The 23,699-nt window shown below is 60.6% G+C and carries 21 protein-coding genes; 3 read left to right on the top strand and 18 right to left on the bottom strand.

What is annotated here, in order from left to right; all coding sequences use genetic code 11:
* Positions 1–8: 8 nt before the first annotated feature.
* The 3 genes from EA462_RS13470 to EA462_RS13460 form a co-directional block, all read right to left on the bottom strand.
* Positions 9–614 carry a GNAT family N-acetyltransferase gene (locus tag EA462_RS13470; RefSeq protein ID WP_124179099.1) on the bottom strand — a complete coding sequence of 202 codons (606 nt, stop codon included), beginning with the start codon at positions 612–614 and terminating at the stop codon, positions 9–11.
* A gap of 79 nt (positions 615–693) precedes the next feature.
* The gene (locus EA462_RS13465; RefSeq protein WP_124179098.1) at positions 694–1,461 is read right to left on the bottom strand and encodes an enoyl-CoA hydratase/isomerase family protein; all 768 of its coding nucleotides are present in this window, start codon (positions 1,459–1,461) and stop codon (positions 694–696) included.
* A 51-nt stretch (positions 1,462–1,512) separates the two neighbouring features.
* Positions 1,513–2,181, bottom strand: coding sequence for a cysteine hydrolase family protein (locus tag EA462_RS13460; protein ID WP_124179097.1), 669 nt, complete (start codon positions 2,179–2,181; stop codon positions 1,513–1,515).
* A gap of 271 nt (positions 2,182–2,452) precedes the next feature.
* Here EA462_RS13460 and EA462_RS13455 point away from each other — a divergent pair, with 271 nt between their 5' ends.
* A complete protein-coding gene (locus EA462_RS13455; RefSeq protein ID WP_124179096.1) occupies positions 2,453–3,529 on the top strand; it encodes an ABC transporter substrate-binding protein in 1,077 nt (358 codons plus the stop codon).
* Between the two features lie 137 nt (positions 3,530–3,666).
* Here the strand turns inward: EA462_RS13455 and EA462_RS13450 are convergent, their stop codons facing one another.
* Complete coding sequence (locus tag EA462_RS13450; protein WP_124179095.1) at positions 3,667–3,981, bottom strand: ubiquitin-like small modifier protein 1; 315 nt, start codon at positions 3,979–3,981, stop codon at positions 3,667–3,669.
* A gap of 112 nt (positions 3,982–4,093) precedes the next feature.
* Between EA462_RS13450 and EA462_RS13445 the strand changes: the two genes are divergently transcribed.
* Positions 4,094–5,755: an aldehyde ferredoxin oxidoreductase family protein gene (locus EA462_RS13445; protein WP_124179094.1), complete on the top strand. Its 1,662-nt coding sequence runs from the start codon at positions 4,094–4,096 to the stop codon at positions 5,753–5,755.
* 39 nt (positions 5,756–5,794) lie between these two features.
* Here the strand turns inward: EA462_RS13445 and EA462_RS13440 are convergent, their stop codons facing one another.
* The 9 genes from EA462_RS13440 to EA462_RS13400 all read right to left on the bottom strand — a co-directional run bounded on the left by EA462_RS13440 (position 5,795) and on the right by EA462_RS13400 (position 14,920).
* Positions 5,795–6,244: a MaoC family dehydratase gene (locus tag EA462_RS13440; RefSeq protein WP_165872078.1), complete on the bottom strand. Its 450-nt coding sequence runs from the start codon at positions 6,242–6,244 to the stop codon at positions 5,795–5,797.
* Between the two features lie 68 nt (positions 6,245–6,312).
* Positions 6,313–7,947: an FAD-dependent monooxygenase gene (locus EA462_RS13435; RefSeq protein ID WP_124179092.1), complete on the bottom strand. Its 1,635-nt coding sequence runs from the start codon at positions 7,945–7,947 to the stop codon at positions 6,313–6,315.
* Between the two features lie 199 nt (positions 7,948–8,146).
* Entirely contained in the window at positions 8,147–9,115 is a 969-nt protein-coding gene (locus tag EA462_RS13430; RefSeq protein WP_124179091.1) for an amidohydrolase family protein, read from the bottom strand.
* A 139-nt stretch (positions 9,116–9,254) separates the two neighbouring features.
* Positions 9,255–10,022, bottom strand: a complete 768-nt coding sequence (locus EA462_RS13425; protein WP_124179090.1) for a CoA-transferase subunit beta — start codon at positions 10,020–10,022, stop codon at positions 9,255–9,257.
* 2 nt (positions 10,023–10,024) lie between these two features.
* Positions 10,025–10,942, bottom strand: coding sequence for a CoA transferase subunit A (locus EA462_RS13420; RefSeq protein WP_243641424.1), 918 nt, complete (start codon positions 10,940–10,942; stop codon positions 10,025–10,027).
* A 123-nt stretch (positions 10,943–11,065) separates the two neighbouring features.
* Positions 11,066–12,127, bottom strand: coding sequence for a WD40/YVTN/BNR-like repeat-containing protein (locus EA462_RS13415; RefSeq protein ID WP_124179089.1), 1,062 nt, complete (start codon positions 12,125–12,127; stop codon positions 11,066–11,068).
* 143 nt (positions 12,128–12,270) lie between these two features.
* On the bottom strand, positions 12,271–13,419 hold the full coding sequence (locus EA462_RS13410; RefSeq protein ID WP_124179088.1) for an alpha-hydroxy-acid oxidizing protein: 1,149 nt from the start codon (positions 13,417–13,419) through the stop codon (positions 12,271–12,273).
* A gap of 50 nt (positions 13,420–13,469) precedes the next feature.
* Positions 13,470–13,832, bottom strand: a complete 363-nt coding sequence (locus EA462_RS13405; protein ID WP_124179087.1) for a Rieske (2Fe-2S) protein — start codon at positions 13,830–13,832, stop codon at positions 13,470–13,472.
* Positions 13,829–14,920: an amidohydrolase family protein gene (locus EA462_RS13400; RefSeq protein ID WP_124179086.1), complete on the bottom strand. Its 1,092-nt coding sequence runs from the start codon at positions 14,918–14,920 to the stop codon at positions 13,829–13,831. Before EA462_RS13400 ends, EA462_RS13405 begins: the two co-directional genes overlap by 4 nt.
* Before the next feature lie 163 nt (positions 14,921–15,083).
* On the opposite strand from EA462_RS13400, the gene EA462_RS13395 reads away from it, so the two are divergent.
* Positions 15,084–16,541 carry an aldehyde dehydrogenase family protein gene (locus tag EA462_RS13395; protein ID WP_124179085.1) on the top strand — a complete coding sequence of 486 codons (1,458 nt, stop codon included), beginning with the start codon at positions 15,084–15,086 and terminating at the stop codon, positions 16,539–16,541.
* A 56-nt stretch (positions 16,542–16,597) separates the two neighbouring features.
* Here the strand turns inward: EA462_RS13395 and EA462_RS13390 are convergent, their stop codons facing one another.
* From EA462_RS13390 to EA462_RS13370, 5 genes are all read right to left on the bottom strand, one after another.
* Complete coding sequence (locus tag EA462_RS13390; protein ID WP_124179084.1) at positions 16,598–18,529, bottom strand: TRAP transporter permease; 1,932 nt, start codon at positions 18,527–18,529, stop codon at positions 16,598–16,600.
* A gap of 29 nt (positions 18,530–18,558) precedes the next feature.
* Positions 18,559–19,536, bottom strand: coding sequence for a TAXI family TRAP transporter solute-binding subunit (locus EA462_RS13385; RefSeq protein WP_165872077.1), 978 nt, complete (start codon positions 19,534–19,536; stop codon positions 18,559–18,561).
* A gap of 445 nt (positions 19,537–19,981) precedes the next feature.
* Positions 19,982–21,025 carry an amidohydrolase family protein gene (locus tag EA462_RS13380; RefSeq protein WP_124179082.1) on the bottom strand — a complete coding sequence of 348 codons (1,044 nt, stop codon included), beginning with the start codon at positions 21,023–21,025 and terminating at the stop codon, positions 19,982–19,984.
* Between the two features lie 127 nt (positions 21,026–21,152).
* A complete protein-coding gene (locus tag EA462_RS13375) occupies positions 21,153–21,731 on the bottom strand; it encodes a cysteine hydrolase family protein (protein WP_165872076.1) in 579 nt (192 codons plus the stop codon).
* A gap of 298 nt (positions 21,732–22,029) precedes the next feature.
* Complete coding sequence (locus EA462_RS13370; RefSeq protein WP_124179080.1) at positions 22,030–23,586, bottom strand: class I adenylate-forming enzyme family protein; 1,557 nt, start codon at positions 23,584–23,586, stop codon at positions 22,030–22,032.
* Between the last annotated feature and the right edge of the window lie 113 nt (positions 23,587–23,699).

The raw sequence follows: 23,699 nt of genomic DNA, 5'->3' as shown, positions 1-23,699 counted from the left end.
TCTCGAGTTCAGGCGCACTGATCGCGCTTTCCGGGCGGAAGCTGGGACTCTTTCGCGATCGGCTTATCGAGCGAGAGCACCATTTCGACTTCGGAAGCGTTCGTCCCCGTCACTTCGAAGTCGACGTTCCTGTAGACGGTGATCGCCCGCCGGTTCTCGCGGGCGACGTCGAGCGTCAGAGCGTCGTAACCGCGATCCGACGCGTAGGCGATGACGTGTTTCATGAGCTCGGATCCCAGCCCGCGGTTTTGATACTCCGGTGCGATGAAGATCACGAACTCCGGCTCGTCGGACTCCGTCGGCGTGACTCCGACGTGGCCGACGACTCGGCCGTCGTGTTTCGCGATGAGGTTCCAGCCGTGGCGATACAGCCGTTCGATCCAGGACTCGACTCTCCCTCGGGTGAGTGGTGGAATTCCCATCGTTTGCTGTTCCGCCCCCATCTCGTCGTACATCGAAACGAGCGGATAGTAGTCCGCTTGCTGTGCCAGTTCGACGATCATCGCCTCACCGTCCCTGTCGGCGAATCGAGGGCAGCGCGGCGGACAGAACGGCGTTCCGGTGCAATCGCTGTTGTCCCAGCGACCACAGGCGGCGTCGTCAGTTGCGTCCATACCGAGCTATTCGGTCATTACTCACATAATGACGCTCCCGAATACCATCGGCTGGGAATTCTCGAAAGCGACCGGCCGGCTATCGAAACTCGGGATCTCGCTTCTCGAGGAACGCTGAAACGCCTTCCTCGTGGGCGTCAGTTCCGTACGCGAGCGACTGCAGGAGGGCCTCGTACTCGAGTCCCTCGTCGAGCGATTTGTGGATGTTCTCGTGAAAACCGCGTTTCGTCAGCGCAAGCGTTTGCGTCGGCCTGTTTCCGAGCGTCGCCAGCAGCGAATCGACCTCCGCCTCGAGATCGTCGGGGTCGACCGCTCTGTTGATGAGGTCGAGCCGTTCGGCTTCCTCGGCGTCGAAGATCTTGCCGGTCATCGCGAGTTCCTTTGCCGTTCGGAGTCCGACGAGTCGCGGAAGGATGACCGTCCCGCCGCTGTCGGGAATTAGTCCGACGTTAACGAACACCTCACCGAACCGAGCGTCGCGGCTGGCGATCGCAAAGTCACACGCTGCGACCAGGTTCGTCCCCGCGCCGATGGCGTCGCCGTTGACCTTGGCGATGACCGGAACCGGTGCCGAAAGGATCGTCTCGATCACCGTATTCATCGTTTCCGACATCCGCGTGTAGGACTCGAGTGGCGTCTCCTCGCGTTCGTTCATCGATTCGACGTCGCCGCCCGCGCTGAACGCGTCGCCGTCCCCCGTAATAACGATCGCACGGATATCGTCCGTGAGCGCCGCTTCGAGCGCCTCGATCGTCTCACTCGCGGTGTCGGGCGTGAACGCGTTCTTCGACTCCGGGCGATCCAACGTCAGCGTTCGGACGCGACCGTCCGTCGTGGTTCGTACCATTGAGACGTCGTTCGTTCGGGCCCGGAATAAAGATATCCTCCCGGTTCCGGGTCAGTCGTCGGACGCGACCGCGCGTCTGCCGAACGTCTCGAGTACGTCGTCAGCCGTCGCGAGCGTTCCGACGCTCGTTCCCATGATCGTACAGACGGTTTCGTGGATCTCCTGGGCGCTTCGCTCGCCGTATCCCTGATCCGGGTAATCGAACGTTCCGGTCAGGTCCGCGAGGAAGACCACGTCGTAATCGCGAAACTGCGCCGCTCGAGCGGTCATCGCACAGCAGTTCTCGGTCGTGACGCCCGTGATAACGACGTTTTCGATCCCGGAGTTTCGGAGGATTATGTCCAGATCCGTCCCGTAGAAGCCGCTATAGCGGTGTTTCTTGATGAGGATATCGTCTTCTTCGGGGCTGATCGGGTCGTATATTTCGACTCCCTCGGTCTCGTCGACCAGGCCAGCCTGCTGTTCGATCGGCACCCAGATGTCCGCCATCGTTCCCATATCACAGCCGGACTCGCGGTGAACGTGCGTCGTATACACGATCTGCGAGCCAGCGTCACGACACTCGGTGAGGAACGTGTTGAGTTCATCGACGAACGCCCGTCCCATCGGCGTCTCGAGCGGTGCTCCCTCCGCGACGAAGTCGTTTTCCATGTCGACGACGATCACAGCCGTGTTCTTAGCCTCGAGTTCGAGGTCCGCCTGTATGTCCTCAAGTGACATACTGGCCCATCAGTCCGTACTCTCATATGTGTTTTGCCGAGTCGAAAACGAGTTCGATGGGGATTCGGCAGTCACCGAACGTATTCTCGAGGTACCCGTTGCAATTGCTTCGGATCGACCAGTTCGTCACTTCGTACGCTGCTTCGAGATCGACCGTCTGCTCCCGAATCGACCGAGGAGTATTCACCGGCGTGAATAGCGCGTTCATCAAGTAGTCAATTGTTACCACATAACATGTAGTTAAACGTAGATTCATCATTGTTGATCGTGCATGACGGATAAGGCCAACAGGCGGAACGTACTAACAGCCGTCGGTGCGGGGTTGACCATCGGTGTTGCAGGATGTGCCGGTGACGACAACGGCAATGGGAACGGAACTGGCAACGGAAACGGTAACGGCGGTGCGACGGGAGACGACGACGGCAACGGCGACGGCGACGATGTCCTTCCGGACACGCTACGCCTGGCTCACCCGGGACCGACGCGGCCGACGTACGCCGCGCCACAGTACGCGTACTTCCTCGAGGAGATGGAGTCGCGCGGCGTGACGATCGAACCGGTGACGTTCGACGGCTTCAGTCCGATGATCGCGGGGATGATCTCCGGGGACGTCGAAATCGGCTACGTGACGCCGCCGTCGCTCGCGAACGCGATCGCGGAAGGGTTCCCGGTCAGTTCGTTCATGGAACTTTCGCAGGCGTTCAGCCAACAGATCTGCACCGCACCCGGTATCGACAGCTGGGACGAGATCGAAGGCGAGACGTTCATCCTCCACTCACCGAGTTCGTTCTCCGCGATGGTCGGCAGGAACGCCGTCGAGGCCAACCTGGGCGATCCCGAAGCCGTCGAGTACCAGTACATCGCCGGAACGCCGAACCGCGTCGCCGCGATCGAGGCCGGTGAAGGGGTCGCGACGACCGCCTTCCTTGGCGGCGTCCTCGACGCCGAGGAGGAAGGCATCATCCAGCACTTCTCGAATCCGAACGACGACTTCGATCACATGACGCTCGCGACCTGGGCGACGCTCGACGAGAACCTCGATCAGAACGAGGAGATGTTTCAGATCTTCGCCGACGTGATGCTCGAGGCCTACGAGGACATGTACGAGCGCGATCTGACGGAAATCGTCGAACTCATCGAAAACGCCCCGACCGACTTTCCGGGCTACAGCGAGGAGGTTTGGGTCGACACGTTCGAAATCGCACTCGAAAACGAGATGTTCCCGCTCGATCTCGACGATCACATCACCGACGAGAAATTCACTACCTCGCTGGAACTAGCCGAACGCGCCGAGCTGATCGAAGAGGTGCCCGATATCGACGATCTCGTCGATCGACGCTTCCTCTAACGATCGCGTGATACGGTTTACTGTAAGTCGTTACCGGCGCACCCGCGATTCGGGCGGCGGGTGCGCCGGTAAATCGTTACAGCAATCCGTATGAGAGGCCCGACAGGCTACTGTCGGTGACTCTATCCGTCTGCCGATCACCTTCCGAACTCCGTCGGTTGATAGTCGGCCGACCCGCCGCCGCTAACCGGTGGAGCGATGCGAATCGTATCTCCGTCCTCGATCACCGTATCGACGCCCTCGAGTTGGCCGATGTGTGCCTTGTTTTTCGTTATCGCGATCCGGTGGACGAGCTCGTCGTCATCATAGAGGTAGTGTTCGACGGCCGGATGGCGTTCGACCAGCTCGGTGAGAAGATCGTCGACGGTCATTCCCCGTGTCACCGGCCACGTCACGTGTTTCCTCCCGACGACGTCACGAAACGGGCCAAAGACGCGGATTTCGACGGTCATAGAGACGTCTTGTTCGGGTCGGTACAAAAGCGTCACTACCCGTCGAACGCGGCGAAGCGATCTCCGAATAGAGGGAGAGCATTTATACGATTGGGAACCGATCCCCGAGACAATGAAACGCGCTATCGGCCCGCTCCTGCGTATCGATGTCGACGAGAGGACTGCGACGACGGAACCGATCGACGACGTTCTCGAGCGGTTTATCGGCGGTCGCGGCGTCGGAACAAAGCTGGCTCACGACAACATCCCGTTCGACGCCGATCCGTTCGGTCCCGAGAACCGCCTCTATCTCACGACCGGTCCGCTCCAGATGTCCCAGATGAGCTTTACGGGCCGAATGAGCATGACCACGCTCTCGCCGCTGACGAACGGTATCTGTTCGTCGAACGCCGGCGGCTTTCTGTCTCGAAACTTCACCGGAACGGGCTACAGCGCCGTCGAGATTTCGGGTTCGAGCGACGAACTGATCGCGATCCACGTCACGGACGACGGCGTCGAGTTCGAGGAAGTGGCGTCACTGGCCGGCGCGACGGTCCCGGCAGTCTCAGAGCACATGGATGATGAACACGACCTCGAACCGGACAACCTGGTCTCGATCGGGCCGGCCGGCGAGAACCAGGTCCGGTTCGCGAGCGCGATGACGTTCGATTCGCGGGCGTTCGGCCGCGGCGGGCACGGAGCTGTCCTGGGCTCGAAAAACGTCAAATGCATCTCGTTCCGCGGCGACAGCACCCCATCGGTCGAACTCGACGGCGACGTGGAGATGAGCGTTCACAGGGACGCGGCGACCTCGGACGATATGAAACGCCGCCAGGGAACCACGGCGGGGACCCTCTTCATCAACGAGAACTACTCCGTCCCGACGCGGTACTTCTCCGAGATGGGCTTCGAGAACATCGACGGTATCAGCGGCGACCGCGTCGAGGAGAAGAAATACAAGAAGGGGAGCTGTTCGGTCTGTGCGTTCGCCTGCAAACTGCCGACCCGTGACGAGGAGACCGGCCTCGAGACGGAGGGTCCCGAGTTCGAGACGGTGTTCTCGTTCGGCGCGAACTGTGGCGTCGACGATATCGTCGCCGTGATGAAGTCGAACGAACTCTGTGACACGCTCGGCATGGACACGATTTCGGCCGGAAACGCCGTCGCGGCCTACCTCGCGAGCGAAGACGAGTTCGGAAACGCCGATCTCGTCCACGAACTGACCGAGAAGATCGCCCACCGAGAGGGGATCGGCGACACGCTTGCCGAAGGCGTCGCCCGTGCCCACGACGAACTTGGCGTCGAAAACTGGTCCGTCAAGGGGATGGACTTCGCCGCGCACGACGGCCGCACGCTCTGGGGACAGGGGCTGAGTTACGCCGTCTCGAACCGCGGGGCGGATCACCTTTATACGTCGATGCTCGTCCTCGAATACGGCGACCTCGAGAACGAGACGTTGGATGGGAAACCCGAACTCGTCATCGAGCGTGAGAATCACCGCGCGTTCGAAGACTCCGCGATCATCTGTCGTTTCTCCGGCCGACACGTCGACGAAGCCGTGTACGAGGGTTTGCTCGAGGCCGAGTACGACGAGTTGCTTTCGGTCGGAAACCGGATCGTCGAACTCGAACGGCACTTCCACAACGAACGCGGCGTCACGCGCGAGGACGACACGCTGCCGTACGAACTCGACGGATTCGAAGACGCGCTCGAGCAGTACTACGAACGACGAGGCTGGAACGACGACGGCACTGTCCCGGAGTCCGCGTTCGCGGACGAAGTCGTTACTTCCTGAATCATCGGGATCAGCTGGATGCTCAAGGAAACCGCTTTCTCAGGGTGTTTCCCGTACCTCGACCATACCGGTATCGACGAACGAGATGACGTCGTCGCCGTCCTGGTTGCTGGCGGTGACGTCCAGTCGAAAAATTCCCCGGTTCGGATCGCTCTCCGACGTGCGCTTTTCGAGGACCTCCATCTCCGCGGTGAGCGTGTCCTCCGGTCTGACCGGATTGTACCACCGGAGGTCGTCGATTCCCAGTCCGGCGATGACCGCCAGGTTCGATTTGAAGTTCTCCGTAACGATCCTGTTGGTGGCAGCGAACGTGTGGAAGCCGCTCGCGATCACCCCCTCGTGGCGCGACCGACTCGCCAGTTCGGCATCGGTGTGGATCGGAAGGGGATCGTACTGTTCCGCGAACTCCTTAATTTCGTCGTCGGACATTCGATACGATCCGAGTTCCCGTCGAACGCCGACCTCGATATCTTCGAAATAGTCGACCATACGCGACAGAGTGTGGCGTCGAGGCATAAATCATGTGTCTCGAGCGAAGCGTAGACGATCGGACCCCATCAGGAGTCGTCGACGGGGTAGCCACAGACGCGCCGAAGGATCGATTCCGCATCGTCGGGACAGCGCGATCCACGCCAGGCGACGTGTTGATCCGGTCGCACGAGGAGTAGCGGCTGTTCGTAGCTCCGGGCGACGTCCTCGTGGTCGACGTCGACGACCTCGAGCGGGATACTCGTCGTCTCGGAGGCCGACATGAAGGGGGAAACGTCTATCTCTCGATCGAAGCGGACGAGCGACAGCCCCTCACCCAGCAGATCGTAGATCGAACGGTCCTCGCTCAGCCACGAGTGTGGCAGCCTCGAGCCGGGATAACTGGTCGGGTGGTACTCCACCGTCCCTGTCTCCGGAAGCGCCGCTTCTTCTTCGACGACGATCGGTGAGCCGTCGTACGCGTATCCGAGGATCAATCCGAGGCTGTGGAACTCCAGTTTCTTCTTCTCGTAGATCTCCTGTGCGATGTCCTCGTAGGAATCCTCGTCGACGTTTTCGTCCGAATCGAGCTCGCCGGAGATCAGATCGGCCGGCGACGACTCCATGTTCGTCGTGGAAATGTCGATGACGTCCTCGTGGACGTCGCGCCGTTCCGCCTCGTAGGTGTCGAGGAGTTCGGGCCCGCCCCAGCCGTTGAGGACTGCAGCGACTTTCCAGCCGATGTCGATTGCGTCACCGACGCCGGTGTTGTAGCCGTGTCCCCCCCACGGCGGGTTGAGGTGGGCAGCGTCACCGACGAGGAACACTCGCCCGGAGCGAGAGTTGTCCACGAGCAGCATTCGGGCGGACCAGGGATCGGTCGTGAGCACCTTCGCATCGACTTCGTCGCCGGCCATCTTGGTGATGATCTCGCGCGGATCGACCGCGTTCGGATCGTCGACACCCACGGCGATGAGCCACCACTTGTCCTCGAGATCCAGCCGACCCATGAATCCCTGGATCTCGTTGTTCAGCGTCCAGTAGTGGACCGCCGGTCCGTGGTGGTGTCGCTCCGCGAGGTCGGGTGCGCGGAACACGACCCCGAGGTTGTTCCGTGGATTGACGTCCCCCTCGAAGGAGGATCCGATCTGGTCCCGAACGGTGCTGCGAGAGCCGTCACATCCGAGGAGGTAGTTCGCGCTGATCTCGCGGCGTTCGCCCTCGGAAATGGAGTGGCGCTCGATGCAACAGACGACCGTCGCACGAACGCCGTCTTCGTCCTGTTCTATGGATTCGACTCGCCACCCCGTCTCGAGGGACACCGACGACATCTCACGAACTCCCTCGCGAAGCGTCTCTTCGACGAGATACTGCGGGATCTGCTGGGCGGTCTCTGCGTACTGCTCGGATTCGTTCTGACCGAAGACGTTGTCAAATCGGGCGAGCTCGTCGCCGAGCAAACTGGTACAGAAGACGACTTCCTGTGACCAATCAACCGGCAAGTTCGCCGCCTCGCGGATGTCGTCCGCCAGGCCCAGCCGGCGGAAGTGCTCCATCGTCCGAACGTTCGTCAACTTCGCCCGCGGATTGGTGTGGCTGACGTACGTCCGTGGTTCGACGATCACGGTATCGATACCGTGCGTCTCGAGTTCGGCGGCAGCCGAGAGCCCCGTCGGACCGCCGCCAGCGATCAGTACCTGCGTCTCCGTTTGTGGTTCGCTCACACGTTACACCTGATATCGTGATTACCGATAGAAGTACTTATACGCACCGTCTCGAGCGGGTTCTTCCGGTTCGACTCTCCGTTTCACTTCCCGCTCGTCGTCGCTCACCCGTCGACGTCCACGAGACTCGGCGATCGCTTTGGGCCGTACTCAGATGGCTTCCGTCCGGTCGATCCCGGCAGACCAGTCGAACACTACACTACAGCAGCGACTGGACGTTCCCGCTCGAGATTGCCTCGTAGGCGTCGTCGTCCTCGACGCTGTCGACGACGTCGACGGCCTGTTTCATGAACCGTCGTCCGCCCTCGGGTCCGAACGGGTAGTCCGTCGCGAAGACGACGCCGTCGTCTCCGAAAAAGCTCCGTCCGCACTCGAACGGCGGAACTTCGCCACCGATGACGGTGTCGCCGTAGAAGTTCTGGAACTGCTCTCGAACGGTGGTCGAGAAGTCGGGGGCCTCGAACTCCGGATACATGTCCGGATTGTTCACTCGAGCCTCGAAGAACGTCGTGATTCGACCGATGAAGAACGGGACCATTCCGCCGAGGTGGTGAACGATGACGTCCAGGTCGGGGTTCTGTTCGAACGCGCCGCCGAAGACCATCCGGGCCATCGCGGCGGTCGTATCGAACGGCCACCCGATCGTCCGGTGGATCTCGTACTCCGACAGCCAGTCGTACCACTCGTGAAGCTGTGGATGGATCCAGACCGGAACCCCGGCGTTCGCCGCGGTCTCATAGAGCGCCATGTGCCCCGGAGAATCGACCGGACGGCCGTCGACGTTCGAGAAGATCTGAACGCCGTGCATGTCGAGATCCGTCAGACAGCGTTCGAACTCCTCGACGTACTCCTCGGTCGCGAACGGAATCGTCGCAACCGGAATGAACCGGTCCGGGTGATCGTCCGCGACCTCTCTGACGAGATCGTTCGCCAGCCGCGTCAGTGGGAGCGCATCGTCGGGGTCGATCCCGCGCCAGATCGGCGGGTTCGCGAGCGTGAGCACCTGCTTGTCGATGCCGTGATCGTCCATGTCCTCGAGGCGCCGATCGACGTTCCAGATCGGCTCGAAGTACAGGTTGTGAAGTGCCGGCGTCGAGTGGACGTCACTCATCTCGTCGTAAAATTCGGGTGGCGTGATGTGTCCGAACGCGTCGATACGCTGAACCATGGTCTGGTATCACATCCCGACGGTATAACGATTGTGTCTTTCGATCCTTCGTGGCCTGGCCGTTCGAGCGATGGTAGTGGAGAGTCGATCATCCAGGATCGGGAATCCGCGAGAGAGGCGATCGCCTCGAGCCGAGCGATCAGTCGTCGCCGCCGGTGTAGACGCCGTCCGGATCGAGTTCGTTCCTGATGAGGGCGATCTCGTCCTCCGTCGGCGGTCGCGTTTCGTCGAGATCGGACGCGAACTGGATATCCCAGCCGGTCGCTTCCGCCACGTCCGCTTTCGAGACGTCGGGGTGGATCGAGTCGACGGTCATCTCACCGTCGTCGTCGAAGTGCATGACCGCCATGTCGGTGATGACGGCTTCGGGACCGCCGCGTAGTCCGAGTTCGGCGCGGTTGTCGCGTCCGCCGACGTAGCCGGGACTCGTGACGAAGTCGACCTCCGGTGGGAACCGACGTCGGCTGTGGGGCGCGATGATGATCGTCCGGTCGGTGTTACTCGCGATCTCACAGGCTCCGCCGCTGCCGGGAAGACGAACCGTCGGGTCGTCGTAGTCACCGATCACCGTCGAGTTGATATTGCCCCAGCGATCGATCTGGGCACCGCCCAGAAAGCCGACGTCGATCCGACCAGCCTGTAGATAGTACCCGAACCCTTTGGTCATCGGGACGACGCTCCGAGCGTTCGTCGCCAGAACTGGATCACCGATCGACAGCGGTAGCCGCGAGGGGTTCGAGCCGATCGTTCCCGACTCGTAGATCATCTCGAGGTCGGGCGCGTGGGTTCGCTTGGCCAGATTACACGCGAGATTCGGGACGCCGACGCCGACCAGCGTCGTGTCGTCGTTTTCGAGTTCCTGTGCGGCGCGAGCGATCATCAGTTCGGTATCGGTGTAGGCCGTCATGGTCAGTACTCCCCCATATCGATCGGTGTCGAGAAGTTCGTCCGCGGCTGTAAGTCGAGGAGTCGCTCCGTCTCGAGTTTCGCGACGTACTCCCGACGACCGTCGACGCCGTGGACCCACTCCGATAGCCACTCCGTCGTCGACTCGTGGGTTTCGCTGATCTCGTCCCACTCGAGGTAGGCGACGTTGTCCCGGTCGTAGTATCCCTGCGCGTAGGAGGGATGAGAGCCGTAGGGCTCCTCGACGACGTGATCGACGATCGTTCCGGGAATGGCCGTCCGGTTCGGATCGCTTCGGATCACGTCTCTGTCGACGAGTTCCTCGACGCTCAACACCACCGTGTCCGCGGCGAACGCCGCCTCCACCATCTCACCCGTGATTCCCCACAGGTGGGCGTTTCCCTCGTCGTCCGCTCGCTGTGCGCGAACGACGGCCACGTCCGGCCGAAGTGGCGGGACGACCGCGATCTCGTCGACGTCGTCGTCGTAGGGGTTCGCAACCATCCGGATCGAATCGTTGTGGTCGGGATAGCCGGAACCGACGTAGCTCCGGAGCGGAACGAAGGGAAGGTCCTTCGCCCCCGCCTCGAGGCGCGAGACCAGTCCGAAGTGGGAGTACTCGTCGATCGAGAGTTCGTTCGGCACGCCGTCCTCGATGGCGCGCCGGAACGCTCGCAGGCTTCCAACGCCGGGGTTTCCAGCGTAGGAGAACGTCACCGCACTCGCACAGCCCGCCGCGATCATCTGGTCGTAAATCAGATCCGGCGTCGCTCTGATGAGGGTCAGATCTTGGTATCCCTGTCGAATGATCTCGTGACCGGCCGCGAAGGGGATGAGGTGGGTGAATCCACCGAGGTACACGCTCTGTCCGTCTTCAATACTGCGAGCGATCGCGTCGTCCATGTCGACGACCGCCGTCATACTGACACCCGTCTCTCGGCTGCGAGATCGATCGTCTGTCGACCGTATTCCATGTAACCCGGTACCAATCCAACGATAATAAATACAGGTCCTCGAGCGTCCCGAGCGACGAACGACTGCCACTCAGACGAGTTCGATTCGACCCACGCTCGAAGGCACTTTCCCGACCGTTTCGTACGTCCCATCGTCGGTTCGGCGCATAATCCGCCCGTCGAGGTCGTGACGCGGATCCGGAATGTCGAACAGTCCGCCGCCACAGAGGAGGGTCCCGTCGTCGTCGACCACCCAGTCCTCGATCACCTCGTTCGGTTCGCCCGGGTACGAAACGCGTTCGAACGTCCGGCCGAAGTCCGTCGACTCGAAGAGTGCGGCTTCGTGCTCGTCGTTCTCCCAGGCGGGCGGAGCGCCGTTGGCACCGCTGAAAATCACCGTCCCGTCGTGCGTGAACGCCCGCCTGATGTAGGAGTACTCGTTGCCCTGGTCCAGGCGCTTCCAGGTTTCTCCGGCGTCAGTCGTCCGATACAGCCCACCCCAGCCCGTGGCGTGTCCGAGCCCGGTCTGCAGCCCGACGTGCTCGAGTTCGAGGTCGAAGTAGCCGGTCGCAGCCAACCAGCAATCGGCAGTCAGCGGGAGAACGTGATGAACGTCGTCCTCGATGTTCTCCCGACGGTCGATCCACGTCTCGCCGCCGTCGTTGCTGACGTGGACGCCACCGACTTCGAGGCTGACGATGAGTCGATCCGTCGTGTTCGGTGCCGATTCGATGTTTCGGATCCGCGCCCGCTTTGGATCCTCCGGCGACTCCCAGTGGGGGCGCGACGGCAGGTCCTGAAAGCCGCGCAGTTCGTGCCAGGTCTCCCCGTCGTCGAACGACCGATACAGGGCCGGCAAGTTCGTCCCGGCGTACAGCGTGCCGTCGGCGGTGGCCTGTAGCGAAAAGACGATGCTGTCGCCCTCGAACCAGTACCGTCCGCCTTTCGGTACCGCGAGTTCGGACCACGTCTCGCCGCCGTCGAGCGATCGATACGCACCATCGCTCGAGCAGATGAACACGCCTTCCGCGTGGGTCAGGTCTTCGACCTGCGTCACCCGCCCGCAGTCGAGGATCCGTTCTGCGTCTGCTTTTTCGAAGGGAACGTCCTCCGCACGGAACAGTCCGTCATCGGTACCCATCAAGAGCGTCATGGCTTGTAGATGGGACAGAGCGCATATATAACTACTGTTAGCCCATCTCTCGCGTGGTTTTCCTTACCGCGAGCGTTTGACCAACGTGATACCGATCAATCGGATGATTACAGGAGTCGACGTGCAGCGGATCAGCCACGTACTCAGTCAAACCCCATCGAGCCGATCGACGATCCGTCGACGATAGCCGATCGGTCGACGTTCGCGATCGAGTCGTACCCGGAGAGCCCGACGACGCTGTCCAGTTCCGCCAGAACGTTGTGGACGACCTCGTATACCCCTCGCTGCCCCGCGATCGTCAATCCGTACAGATACGGCCGTCCCAGAAACACGGCGTCGGCCCCGAGTGCGATCGCTTTGAACGCGTCGGCACCCCCGCGAACGCCGCTGTCGAAGAGTACCGGAACGTCGGCACCGACGGCGTCTGCGACGTGTGGCAGGGCGGTGATCGCCGCGATCGAACCGTCGACCTGTCGGCCGCCGTGATTCGAGACGACGACGCCGTCCATCCCGTGTTCGACGGCGAGACGCGCATCCTCGGGGTGGGTGATCCCCTTGAGATAGATCGGCAGCGTCGTCGCCTCCGTCAGAGCGGAGAGGTCCTCCCACGACAGCGACTCGTCTCTGGCGAGCGGATCGGCCGTCGTGTCGCTCACGGAATTCGCTGGCGAATCTGCCGACAGGTTCGCGAGGGAGCTCGCATACAGCTGATCGTTGGTCCGGGACAACGTCTCGGGGGACCACCGCGGAACCTGAAAGTCGACGGTGAGCAAGATTCCGTCGTACCCTGCTCGCTCCGCCCGCTCGAGGAGGTTCACGGTCGTGTCGAAATCAGACGTACAGTACAGCTGAAAGAGGAGGTTCGAATCGTCGGTTTCCGCGACGTCCTCGATGGAGTACGAGGATGCGGTACTCAGCGCGAACGGGACGCCGAGTTCCGTCGCTGCGCGGACGCTCGCGAGTTCTCCGTCCTCGTGGTACTTCGTCTGTCCCCCGATCGGAGCCAGCAGTAGCGGCGAGCGGAGCGTCTTCTCGAAGAGGTCGACGCCCAGGGATCGATCCGAGACGTCCCGGAGGACGCGAGGAACGATTCGCCACCGATCGAACTCCCGTCGGTTCGCACGCCCCGTCTCGCCGGTCCCCGCGGTAGCGGCCACGTACGACGCCGATGCCGACGGAAGCCGCTCGAGTGCAACTCGTTCTAACTCGTCGTAATCGAACGGAACGGCCGTTCGCTCGGTCTCGATCTCCCGTAATCGGCGCTCGAGCGGCGACTCGGATGCGTTCGTCATAGCCACACGCCAGGTCGAATTCCACTCATTATTGCGTTTGGCTCTCGAACTCAGCCGGTCACGTACACTTCGTCGTCCTCGACGACGACATCGAACTGATCGAGGCAGATGCTATCGTCGCCCAGGTGGATTCCCGTTTCGATTTCGAACTCCCAGCCGTGCCACGGACAGGCGACGACCAGATCGTCAGAGATCCGCTCTTGCTTTCGTTTTCCGGGCTCGGGAATCTCCGCGACGATTTCGCCGCCGACGCGCCCGGTGCAGGCGGGTCCACCCTGGTGTGGACACTCGTTTTCGAGGGCATAGAACTCGCCGTCGACACAGAAGACGCCGACGGATGCGCCGTCGACGGTGGTGATTTTCCGATCCCCGTGTTCGAACTCGTCGACCGATCCCACGTGGGTGGAGCTCATATTCCGAACACCTCCTCGGCGGTACCCGAGAGAATGCGCCGTTTCTCGTCGTCGTCGAGGAACGGGCGCTCCGTGATCACGGAGGGACGGTCGTAGTCCCAGTGTGGGTAGTCAGACGCGTACATCAGTCGGTCCGGGCCGCCGATCATCTCGATGATCTGCTCTAGGTACTCCTCTTTTTCGGGAAGCTCCATCGGCTGGATTCCGTAGTAGAACTCCTGCATGTACTCGCTCGGGCGCTTCTCGAGCAGCGGAGCCTCGGACTGTCGTTTGAGGTACTCGGCATCGAGACGATGCATGACGGTCGGAACGTAGAACAGCCCCGACTCCTGGAACGCGATCTTCAGGTCGGGGAACTTCTCGGGAACGCCCTGGACGACGACGCTGACGATCTGTGAGGCGTTGTTGTAGAGGAAGCCCAGCGTGTGGGTTTCGATGAACTTCTCGTAGCCCTTCTGGTGGAACTCGTCGAGGCCACCGCCGCCGGTGTGGAAGTTGATGGCGAGATCTTTCTTTTCTGCGATCTCGTAAATTGGATCGTACTTGCGATTGCCCATCGGCGGTTCTGCGCCGCCCGTGATCATACACGCACCGCAGATTCCCTTCTCGTCGCCGTACTCGTCGAGGAGTTCAACGGCGTACTCGGGATCCTGCCACGGGACCGGAATCATCGTGTAGACGCCCTCGTCGGGGTCGACGATCTCGTCGAGCATGTACTCCGTGTACGTCTTTGCGAGGACGTTCGCCCGCTCGTCGTCCGCCTTAAGCCGGGCGAACGTCAGCATCTTCTGTGAGAGGAGCACGCAGTTGTCGAGGCCGAGGTGGGCCATGATCCGCGGCACGTCCTCGCCCGACATCTCCTCGCCGGGATAAGAGACCTCGTCGCGCTGAATCCGTCCGTACAGGTTTCTAGATCCGGTACTCGCGGGGAAGATGTTGACCGGGACGCTACCGATGTCCTCTCGGTTGTCCTTCGAGTCCCCCCCGAACCGTCCTTTCCAGGGATTGTCGTCCTCGAGATACTCCGATAATCGACTCAAGTCTTCTAGATAGTGTGCATCCGCATCCGTAACGGTAAACGATGCCATGATAGCAGCTATCGCTAGTGGAGTATAAATTATTCGGAAGGGGGTCTTCTCTGACCGGTCCGGATCTTCTTTGGCGAAGGACCGACGTTCGAAGAGGATGGCCGGCGACGATCGATAGCGTCCGTGTGAATGTTTATCTATCTGCAACCGGCTATCCCAGAGTATGGCATCGCCAGCAGCCGACGACACAGGACCGTTTATCAACGGCGAGTATCGAAGCGCGGCCGAGACGTTCGACATCGAAAACCCCTCGACCGGCGAGACGATCGCGACCGTCGGGATCGCAGACGAGGAAACCGTCGACGACGCCATCGAAACCGCTCGAGAGGCACAACGCGAGTGGGCGGCACTCGACGCATCCGAACGTGGTCGCGTGCTCCGACGCGTCGGCGAGCGTCTTACCGACTCGGTCGACGAGCTTGCAGAACTCGAGAGCCTGGAGATGGGGCGACCGATCGGACAATCGAACGGAATCATCACGGACGGACTCGGCTACTTCGAGTACTACGGTGGACTCTGTGACAAGATCCAGGGGGAAACGATTCCGGTCGATGGAAATCGATTGGATTACACGCAGAAAGAGCCCCTCGGCGTGAGCGCACAGATCATCCCGTGGAACGCCGCGGTCATGCTGGGAATACGCGGCATCGTCCCCGCACTGGCGGCAGGAAACGCGGTCGTCGCCAAACCGTCCTCGGAAGCGCCGCTCTCCGTGCTCAAATTCGCAGAGCTCGCCACGGAGGCGGGGATACCGGAGGGGTTGTTCAACGTCGTTCCCGGTCCGGGATCGCGGACCGGAGCCACCCTGACCGAGGATCCCCGGATCGACGAGATCACGTTTACCGGATCGGTCACGGGCGGAACCATGGTCGGAAAAGCGGCGATGGAGAACGTCATACCCGTTTCGCTCGAGCTGGGCGGCAAGAGCCCGAGTATCGTCTTCGAAGACGCTGATCTCGACGCCGCGATCGAGGACACGCTGAAGGTGTTTTTCAACAGCGGGCAGGTCTGTTTCGCCACGACGCGCGTCTTCGTTCACGAGGAAATCTACGACGAGTTCACGTCCCGGCTCGCGGCGGCGACGGAGTCGATGTCGATCGGTCCCGGAATCGACGGCCACGACATCGGTCCGGTGATCTCGGCCGACGCGCTAGACGACATCGAGGAGTACGTCTCGACGGCGAAAGCGGACGGTGCGCGGGTGTTGACCGGCGGTAGCGTCGTCGAACGGAACGGGAATTACTTCGAGCCGACGCTCATCGATTCGGTCGACGACGATGCGCCCATCTCGTGTGAAGAGGTGTTCGGACCGGTCATCACGCTGTACGAATTTTCGGACGAAACCGAGGTCATTCGACGCGCGAACGACACCGAGTACGGTCTCTACGCGGCGGTGTGGACCGACACGCTCGATCGCGGCCATCGGGTCGCAAACGGTCTCGAAGCCGGAACCGTCGCGATCAACGAGTTCCCCGCGACGTTCCCGCAGGCACCGTTCGGGGGATACAAAAAGAGCGGGCTCGGCAGGGAAAAGGGGATCCAGGCGATCGATCACTACACGCAACTCAAAAACGTCGTCGTCTCCCTCGGGGAATCGGACGGGACGGTCTTCGACAAGTAACTCGAGCGACCGGTGAGAGTGGACGGTGAAATGTAGTATCGGACGACCCCGTCGGATCAGAGAACGACGTCTCGTTTTTGCATCCCGACCGTCGCGACGAGGAAGATACCCAGTCCGAGCGTGATCGTAAGGAGGGTCGCCTGAAACGCCAGCAATCCGAAGACGAACACACCAACGACACGCTCGACGCTCGAGATGCGAGCGAGTCCGTTGTGTCCGACGATCGCACTGGTGAGCATCCAGATAGCGACGACGAGGAGCAACAGCGTCGGCACGGTTTCCGAGACGCTCACGAAGATGATCTCGTTGTTGAAGACGAAGATATACGGGATGATAAACGCGACCGCACCGATTACGAGCGCCTGTTTGGTCGTCGCGAGGAAATCCGTGTGCGAGATATTACACGCGATCGCAACGGCGAGGGCGACCGGCGGCGTGATCGCGGACAGCAGCGCGAAGTAGAACACGAAGAGGTGAGCGGATAGCTGTGGCACACCCAGCGAGACGAGTTCGGGTGCGATGATCGTCGCCACGAGAACGTAGGCGGCGGGCGTCGGCATACCCAGCCCGAACAGGAGACTCACGATCATCGCCAGCACCAGAAAGATCAACAGCTGACCCCCCGAGATCGCGATGAGCTGGGTCGCAATCCGCTGTGCCAGTCCGGTGACCGTGATGATGTTGATGACGATTCCGAGCGACGCGAGGATGGCCATGAACGGTGCCAGGTTCTTCCCTCCTTTCTCCAGGCCGTCGATCGTGTCCGTAACGAACTGTTTTCCCTCCCGTTTCGGTGCCAAAAAGACGAACCGGGTGATCAAGAGCGCACCGATAGACGAGATGCCGGCTGCCATCGGACTGACCTGCTGGATCATCAGTACGTAGACGAGAACTCCCAGCGGGACGACGTACTGAACGCCCATGATTGCGAGCTCTCGAGACGAACTCAGCGACTCGTCGTCAGGGGAATCGAAGTCGATCCCGCTGGAGCCGATGATGTCCTTTTTCACCATGATGAAGTGAATCGACAGGACCACCGACAGGTAGAACAGCGCGGCGGGAATCAATCCCGCGACGGCGATCTCAGCGAACGGTACGTTGATGATGTCCGCCATGATGAACGCTGCGGTCCCCATGATCGGTGGGAGGATCTGTCCGCCCGTACTCGCGACGGACTCGATCGCGCCGGCCAGCTTCGGCGGCACACCCCTGTCTTTCATGAGCGGGATGGTGAACGAGCCAGTCGTCGCCACGTTCGACGCCGAACTCCCCATCATCGTTCCCATTATCATACTGGAGACGACGGCAGTCTGGACGACCGCGTTCTTCGAATGTTTCGCGACTCGTTCACCGAAGTCGAGAATGAAATCGAACCCACGATGGCCCTCGACGAGCCCGGCAAAGATGATGAAGATCGCGATCCAGGTGGCACCGACCTGGAGGAGGAAGCCGTAAATCCCCGTCATGTTGATGGTTTGCCGGCGGATGATCTGCTCGACGGTTAACCCCGAATGAGAGAGAACGCCGGGGAAATACTGACCGAAGTAGCCGTAGCCGATGACGAAGAGGATCACCATTCCGAGGATCGTTCCGTACTTTCTGAACGTTGCGTCGATGACGATCGTGATGATACCGACGCCGATGAGCAGATCGAGATCGGTATAGACGAGTAGCCGTCCGGATTCGAGCCAGCGGTAGTAATGGAGGTGAACGTAAGCGGTCAACGCCAGGATCGCGATTCCGAACAGCAGCGAGATTCCGAGCGAGATTCGTTCGCGTCGCTCGAGCGACTCGCGTTGAATCAGGTTCTGAGCGTTGTTGAAGTAGTAGACCGAGAGCCCCAATCCCAACACGATGTTCGCGTGTTGTTGGCGAGGAATGAACTCCCCGCTGTAGGCGAAGACGATAACCCACGTCGACAAGCCAACGGCCAACAGCAGTATCACTCCGCGTAAACTCCGCTCTGCGTTCGATCGGATTGAACTCATAGTAGTATTCAAGACGAAATACCGCCAGTTCAGACCTCACCGACTTCGAAGTCGTCGTTCCAGATTCCGTGTTCTTCGAAGAAATCAGCAGCTCCAGGATGGACGGGAAGCTCGGTTGTCAGGTTCTCCACCCAGAACTCGTCGTCGTGGAACGGCGCGAACGCAGCGTGTCCCTCCTCCAGTTCGTCTCGAGCGTTCCACAGCGTATCGAGCATCTCGTAGACGACGTCAGCGGACACTTGTTCCGAACCGAAGACGATGAAGTCTGCGGAAACGACGAACGTCTCGTCGGACGACGTGAATTCCTGGATGTCGCCCATCTCGTCGTTCGACTCGTATACGCCGCTCAACATCGGGTTACTCTGAATCCCATCGATGGCATCGTCGTCCCACGCGAGGAGCCGACAGTCGTTCTGGGAGTACGTCTGCTCCATGAACGCAGGAATAATAGCGTTCATTTTCAGTGGGCCACCGGCCGCGACCGCTCGTTCCTCGGCGAGACCATCAGCTAACTCGGAGACGTCCATATGTCGCGGAGAAATATCGTCCTCCGAGAGTGTTTCTTGAAGAGCCATCTCGAAGGGAGGATAAAACGACGCGCCAGCCGGTCCGGGGGCGAAGTCCTCGTTTGCCAGATCGCTGTAATACTCTAGATCGGAATCGACGGGCGCGACTAACCCGATCCGCATGTAGTAATAGGACATGATCTGCATCGGCGTGTAGTTCATCTCGACGTCAGCGAACGGTCCTTCGGCATCAGCAGCTTGCTGGCCGATAAACGACGTCGCCCAGGCCATCTCGTTCTCACCGCCCAGAACGAGCGACAGCGCCTGCGAACTCGGCTGGGACGTCAAATCGACAGTGTGGTCGGAATTGCTCTCGAGGTTGTGTGCAAACTGGTTGGCCATCGCGAACGACATCGAATCCGACGGCCCAGCTCCGAAGGTGTACTGGTTGTCCGCACCGCCTTCTTCCTCGTCACCCAGACACCCCGATAGAGCTCCCAACGACCCGAGAGCGCCGACAGCACCTGCGTTCCGTAAGAACGATCGACGCGTACCAGACCCCTGTGAATTGCTCTCTCTGAACGTCATCGTTTGGTTCTCTGCAGGGATGATTGATAACATCTAACGTAGTGGATCCTATTGCCGATAGGAGAAGATTAATAAGACACCAGCCGACAAGACGAACAGATATAGATCGGACAAATCGCCAGACTGTCCGACGGTTCACGTTCACCCAATCGTATCCACGTGCACACCACAGATAAATACACACTTAGGGTGTGTATTCTGAGATGTTTCACACATCGCTTTCCAGAGGCGTATACGTCGGGAGGTAGTCGACTCAAATAGAGATGTACACCGGTGTCACACGGTCTGCTGTAACGATTTACCGGTACGACCGCGATCCGTCTTGCAGTTGTACCAAAATGACTTACAGGAGCCGGTATCAGTCACCGATCAACGTTCGAACGTTCCCTCCAGAGATACGCTGACGGTCGCGTTCGGACAGGTCGGCTGCGTCGAGGGCTTTCCGACATCGATTGCGACAGCGTCGGCCCTCCGACGTATCGAACGGCGCATCGGTTCCGAACAGAACGTGGTCGACGCCGAAAAATTCGATCGCCATCTCGAGTGCACGGACGGATCCGAACGTCGCGGTATCGACGTAGAACCGACGGAACTGATCGCTGTACGGACTCGAGAGATGGTCCGTTAGATCCGTCCCGGAAAACGTTTCGAACAGGTCGTAGTGGACGTCCATCCGCCCCGTCAACAATGGGATCATCCCGCCCGCGTGGTGGGCTATCACGTCCAGTTCTGGGTGGCGATCGAACACACCGCCGAAGACCATCCGGGCCATCGCCGCGCTGAGCTCGAACGGCCAGCCGAACATTTGCCAGACGAGGTACTTCGAGGTCGGTTCACCGACGTATTCGGGCGTCGTCTTCGGTCGGGCCGGATGAAGCCACAGCGGAACGTCGAGCGCCGCAGCCATCTCGTAGAAGGGGTCAAACTCCGGTCCGTCGATCGGGCGACCCGCTCCGTCGAGATGTGGTTCGTCCGCCGGTCTGCGGTCCACGTTCGAGTAGATCAGCGCACCACAAAGCCCCAGGTCGGTAACTGCACGCTCGAGTTCGTCGACCATCGCCTCAGGGTTGTTCATCGGAACCGTCGCGACACCGGCGAATCGATCGGGGTATTCGTCGACGATTCGAGCGATCCCATCGTTCATGGTTCGAGCCAGTTCGACAGCACCGCGGTGGTCCGCGACCGTCTCGACGGCGGGACTCGCGGGAACGAGTACGTCGACGTCGACTCCACACTCGTCCATGGTCGTCAGCCGTCTCTCGACGTCCGTCAGCGTCGGAATCGCGTCGTGAAGGTCCGAGATCGTATACGACGATCCTGTGTACGATTCGAGGGCGGTTTTGTACTCGCTCGGAACGACGTGCGAATAGGCATCGATCGTCGGATCTGATCCACCGTTCATACGCCAGGTTTTCGTCCACGCCACATGACTGTGTCGCTGCGATGTATTATCTGACAGGACGATACCGACACTATTGTAGAACAGCGAGTAGGTTCGAGTCGGCGGTCTCCGACGGGAATCGATCGTCTCAGTCGACTCCAAGGGAGACTTCTGTAGAGGGCTTTACTTCACCAAATTTGGCGTCGATACGCTCGAGGCTGCGTTCGCGCGCAACGGGATCCGCAGACGCAGTACAGTCCGAAAGCACGGTCGTTCGGTAGTCGCGATCGAACGCCGACCGGACGGTCGACTCGACGCAGACCTCGGTCGCGATACCGCCGACGAGCAGCCGCGAGACGTCGTTGCTCGAGAGGTACACCTCCAGATCGGTTTCGTGAAACGCGTCGTAGCGGTGTTTGGTGACGATCGCGTCGTCCTCGCGGACGTCGAGCGCGGAGTCGAACGCCGCGCCGTCGCTTCCCGGCGCACACGGAAGCGGTCCGTCGCCGTATTTATCGGACCAGACGGGCGACGTCGCCCGCTCGTCGTGAACCACCCTGACGAAGATCGGTTGTCGCCCGCTCTCTCGATACCGCCCCACTAACTCGTTAGCGGACTCGATTCGCTCCTCGATCGTCTCGGCTTCCGCCTCGGGAATGTAGCCGTACTCGGGGTCACAGAACTGCGCCTGTACGTCGATCAGTACGAGCGCCGGATCGCTGATCATGGCGTCGATTCCGTGTCGACCGCGTATAATTGTACCGTCAGCGGAATCGAGGCGGATCACCCACGGACGACCGTCGGTATTCGCCAGTACGATCGCAACTATCACCGTGTCTGATTGTGACGTCATCACATGGACCGAGCACGATCACTCGTATCCGAAACGGTGGGCCGATCCGGACGCCTACGAGTCGTTACGGTAGTCTCGAGGCCCGATCGGAGACGCGTGCTAGCTATCACGCGCTTGGTGACTCGTAGCAGCGCGTTTTCGCGGCAGTATACGCTTCGGTCGGGAACTCACGTCACTCCGCGAAACGCTCCCTGAGCGCGGCGTAGTCGATCTTGCTCGTTCCCGTCTTGGGCAACTCGTCGACGAACCGTACCAGTCGCGGCTGCTGGTAGTCCGCCAGGTCTGGCGACTCCGCACAGACGGACTTTACGTCCTCCTCGGTTACCGACTCGTCTCGGGGAACGACGATCGCGGTCACGGTTTCGCCCCAGGTATCGTGTGGGACGCCGATGACCGCCGAATCCGCGATCTCGTCCCAGGAACCGAGCACCTCGTTTACTTTCTCGGGGTAGATGTTGATCCCGCCGCTGATGATCATGTTATCGTGGCGGCCGCGCAGGTACAGCAGCCGATCCTCGCCGACGTAGCCGAGATCGCCCGTAAAGAGCCAGCCATCCTCGTGGAACGTCGCCCGCGTTCGCTCCGGATCGTTCCAGATCTCCTCTGCCACCGACGGTCCGCGGACGATGATCTCACCAGTGTCACCGCGGTCGACCTGTCGATCGGGATCCCGGCTATCGGGTTCGATGATACGAACGTCGGTGTCCGGCACGGGATACCCGACGCTGTCCAGCGTATCCTCGTCGACATCGTCGGGGAAGAGCGTCATCGACGACGACATCGTCTCGGTCGTCCCGTACATCGTACAGATGTTGGGTGTGACCTCCGCTTTGATCCGTGCGAACAATCCCGGATCGAGCGGCTCTCCGGAGTAGCCGGCCGTTCGTATCGACTCGAGGTCGTACTGCTCGAGATCTTCAGCGAGGATTCGCTTCCAGATCGTCGGAACCAGAATCAGCGACGTGATCCGTTCTGCGTCGATCGCCTCGAGTATCGCAACCGGATCCGACTGCTCGAGGAACACCACCGTGGCACCGGCGTTGACGTACGGAAACGTCGTATTCGCCCACGCGATAAACGACGGCGTGTTGGTCTTAAGAGTGCGGTCACCGGGGCCGATCTGTTTTTTGAAGAAGGCGAGATGAGTGCTTTCGATGATGTTCTCGTGTGTGTGGACGACCGGCTTGGGGACACCGGTCGTTCCGGACGAGAAATTGATGAACGCCCGATCCGACGAGGAAACGGTCGGCAGCTCCTGTGGAGGTGCATCGAGAACGTCGGAGTACGGTCTGGCGAAGGTGGGAACCTCTCCAAGCCGATCGAGTACGATCGATTCGGTGATCGTCGACGACGTCTCCAGGACGAGTTCAGCCGTTTCGTGTAGCTGTGGCTGGAACACGAGTGCCGTCGGAGAAACCGACTCCACCATCGATTGGATCGTCGATGGAGACTCTCGAAAGTGTATCGTTGCCGGAATCGCCCCCGCACGCAAGGCACCGAAGTACGCAACCGCGTGCTCGACGACGCTTCGGTTCAGAAAGACGATTCGATCGCCGGCCTCGATACCAGCATCTCGGAGCCCGTTCGCAAACTGTCGACTCTCCTCCTCGAGTTCTCCATACGTGTATGCACGCCGAGCGTCCTGTTCCCCTTGAACCAGTGCTTCGCGCTCCGGATACCACGTCGACGCGTGGACCAGAGAGTCGATGATGGTCGATCTCGTTCCCATGACGTCCCATTATTGTGGCGGTACTACACTGTTTTGTTCGATAGATGACGATCAAGATATCCGATCGAACCCCCCGTTCGTCACTGCACCTATATATCCAGAACTTTTCGTTC

This window comes from Natrarchaeobius halalkaliphilus (assembly GCF_003841485.1).
GTDB lineage: Archaea > Halobacteriota > Halobacteria > Halobacteriales > Natrialbaceae > Natrarchaeobius > Natrarchaeobius halalkaliphilus.
This window is presented reverse-complemented; position numbering and strand designations above follow the sequence as displayed.

Bases quoted from the DNA above. Each gene is read 5' to 3' on its own strand.
- EA462_RS13470 (WP_124179099.1), bottom strand. From the start codon at position 614: ATGGACGCAACTGACGACGCCGCCTGTGGTCGCTGGGACAACAGCGAT.
- EA462_RS13465 (WP_124179098.1), bottom strand. From the start codon at position 1,461: ATGGTACGAACCACGACGGACGGTCGCGTCCGAACGCTGACGTTGGAT.
- EA462_RS13460 (WP_124179097.1), bottom strand. From the start codon at position 2,181: ATGTCACTTGAGGACATACAGGCGGACCTCGAACTCGAGGCTAAGAAC.
- EA462_RS13455 (WP_124179096.1), top strand. From the start codon at position 2,453: ATGACGGATAAGGCCAACAGGCGGAACGTACTAACAGCCGTCGGTGCG.
- EA462_RS13450 (WP_124179095.1), bottom strand. From the start codon at position 3,981: ATGACCGTCGAAATCCGCGTCTTTGGCCCGTTTCGTGACGTCGTCGGG.
- EA462_RS13445 (WP_124179094.1), top strand. From the start codon at position 4,094: ATGAAACGCGCTATCGGCCCGCTCCTGCGTATCGATGTCGACGAGAGG.
- EA462_RS13440 (WP_165872078.1), bottom strand. From the start codon at position 6,244: ATGGTCGACTATTTCGAAGATATCGAGGTCGGCGTTCGACGGGAACTC.
- EA462_RS13430 (WP_124179091.1), bottom strand. From the start codon at position 9,115: ATGGTTCAGCGTATCGACGCGTTCGGACACATCACGCCACCCGAATTT.
- EA462_RS13425 (WP_124179090.1), bottom strand. From the start codon at position 10,022: ATGACGGCCTACACCGATACCGAACTGATGATCGCTCGCGCCGCACAG.
- EA462_RS13420 (WP_243641424.1), bottom strand. From the start codon at position 10,942: ATGACGGCGGTCGTCGACATGGACGACGCGATCGCTCGCAGTATTGAA.
- EA462_RS13415 (WP_124179089.1), bottom strand. From the start codon at position 12,127: ATGACGCTCTTGATGGGTACCGATGACGGACTGTTCCGTGCGGAGGAC.
- EA462_RS13410 (WP_124179088.1), bottom strand. From the start codon at position 13,419: ATGACGAACGCATCCGAGTCGCCGCTCGAGCGCCGATTACGGGAGATC.
- EA462_RS13405 (WP_124179087.1), bottom strand. From the start codon at position 13,832: ATGAGCTCCACCCACGTGGGATCGGTCGACGAGTTCGAACACGGGGAT.
- EA462_RS13400 (WP_124179086.1), bottom strand. From the start codon at position 14,920: ATGGCATCGTTTACCGTTACGGATGCGGATGCACACTATCTAGAAGAC.
- EA462_RS13395 (WP_124179085.1), top strand. From the start codon at position 15,084: ATGGCATCGCCAGCAGCCGACGACACAGGACCGTTTATCAACGGCGAG.
- EA462_RS13390 (WP_124179084.1), bottom strand. From the start codon at position 18,529: ATGAGTTCAATCCGATCGAACGCAGAGCGGAGTTTACGCGGAGTGATA.
- EA462_RS13380 (WP_124179082.1), bottom strand. From the start codon at position 21,025: ATGAACGGTGGATCAGATCCGACGATCGATGCCTATTCGCACGTCGTT.
- EA462_RS13375 (WP_165872076.1), bottom strand. From the start codon at position 21,731: ATGATCAGCGATCCGGCGCTCGTACTGATCGACGTACAGGCGCAGTTC.
- EA462_RS13370 (WP_124179080.1), bottom strand. From the start codon at position 23,586: ATGGGAACGAGATCGACCATCATCGACTCTCTGGTCCACGCGTCGACG.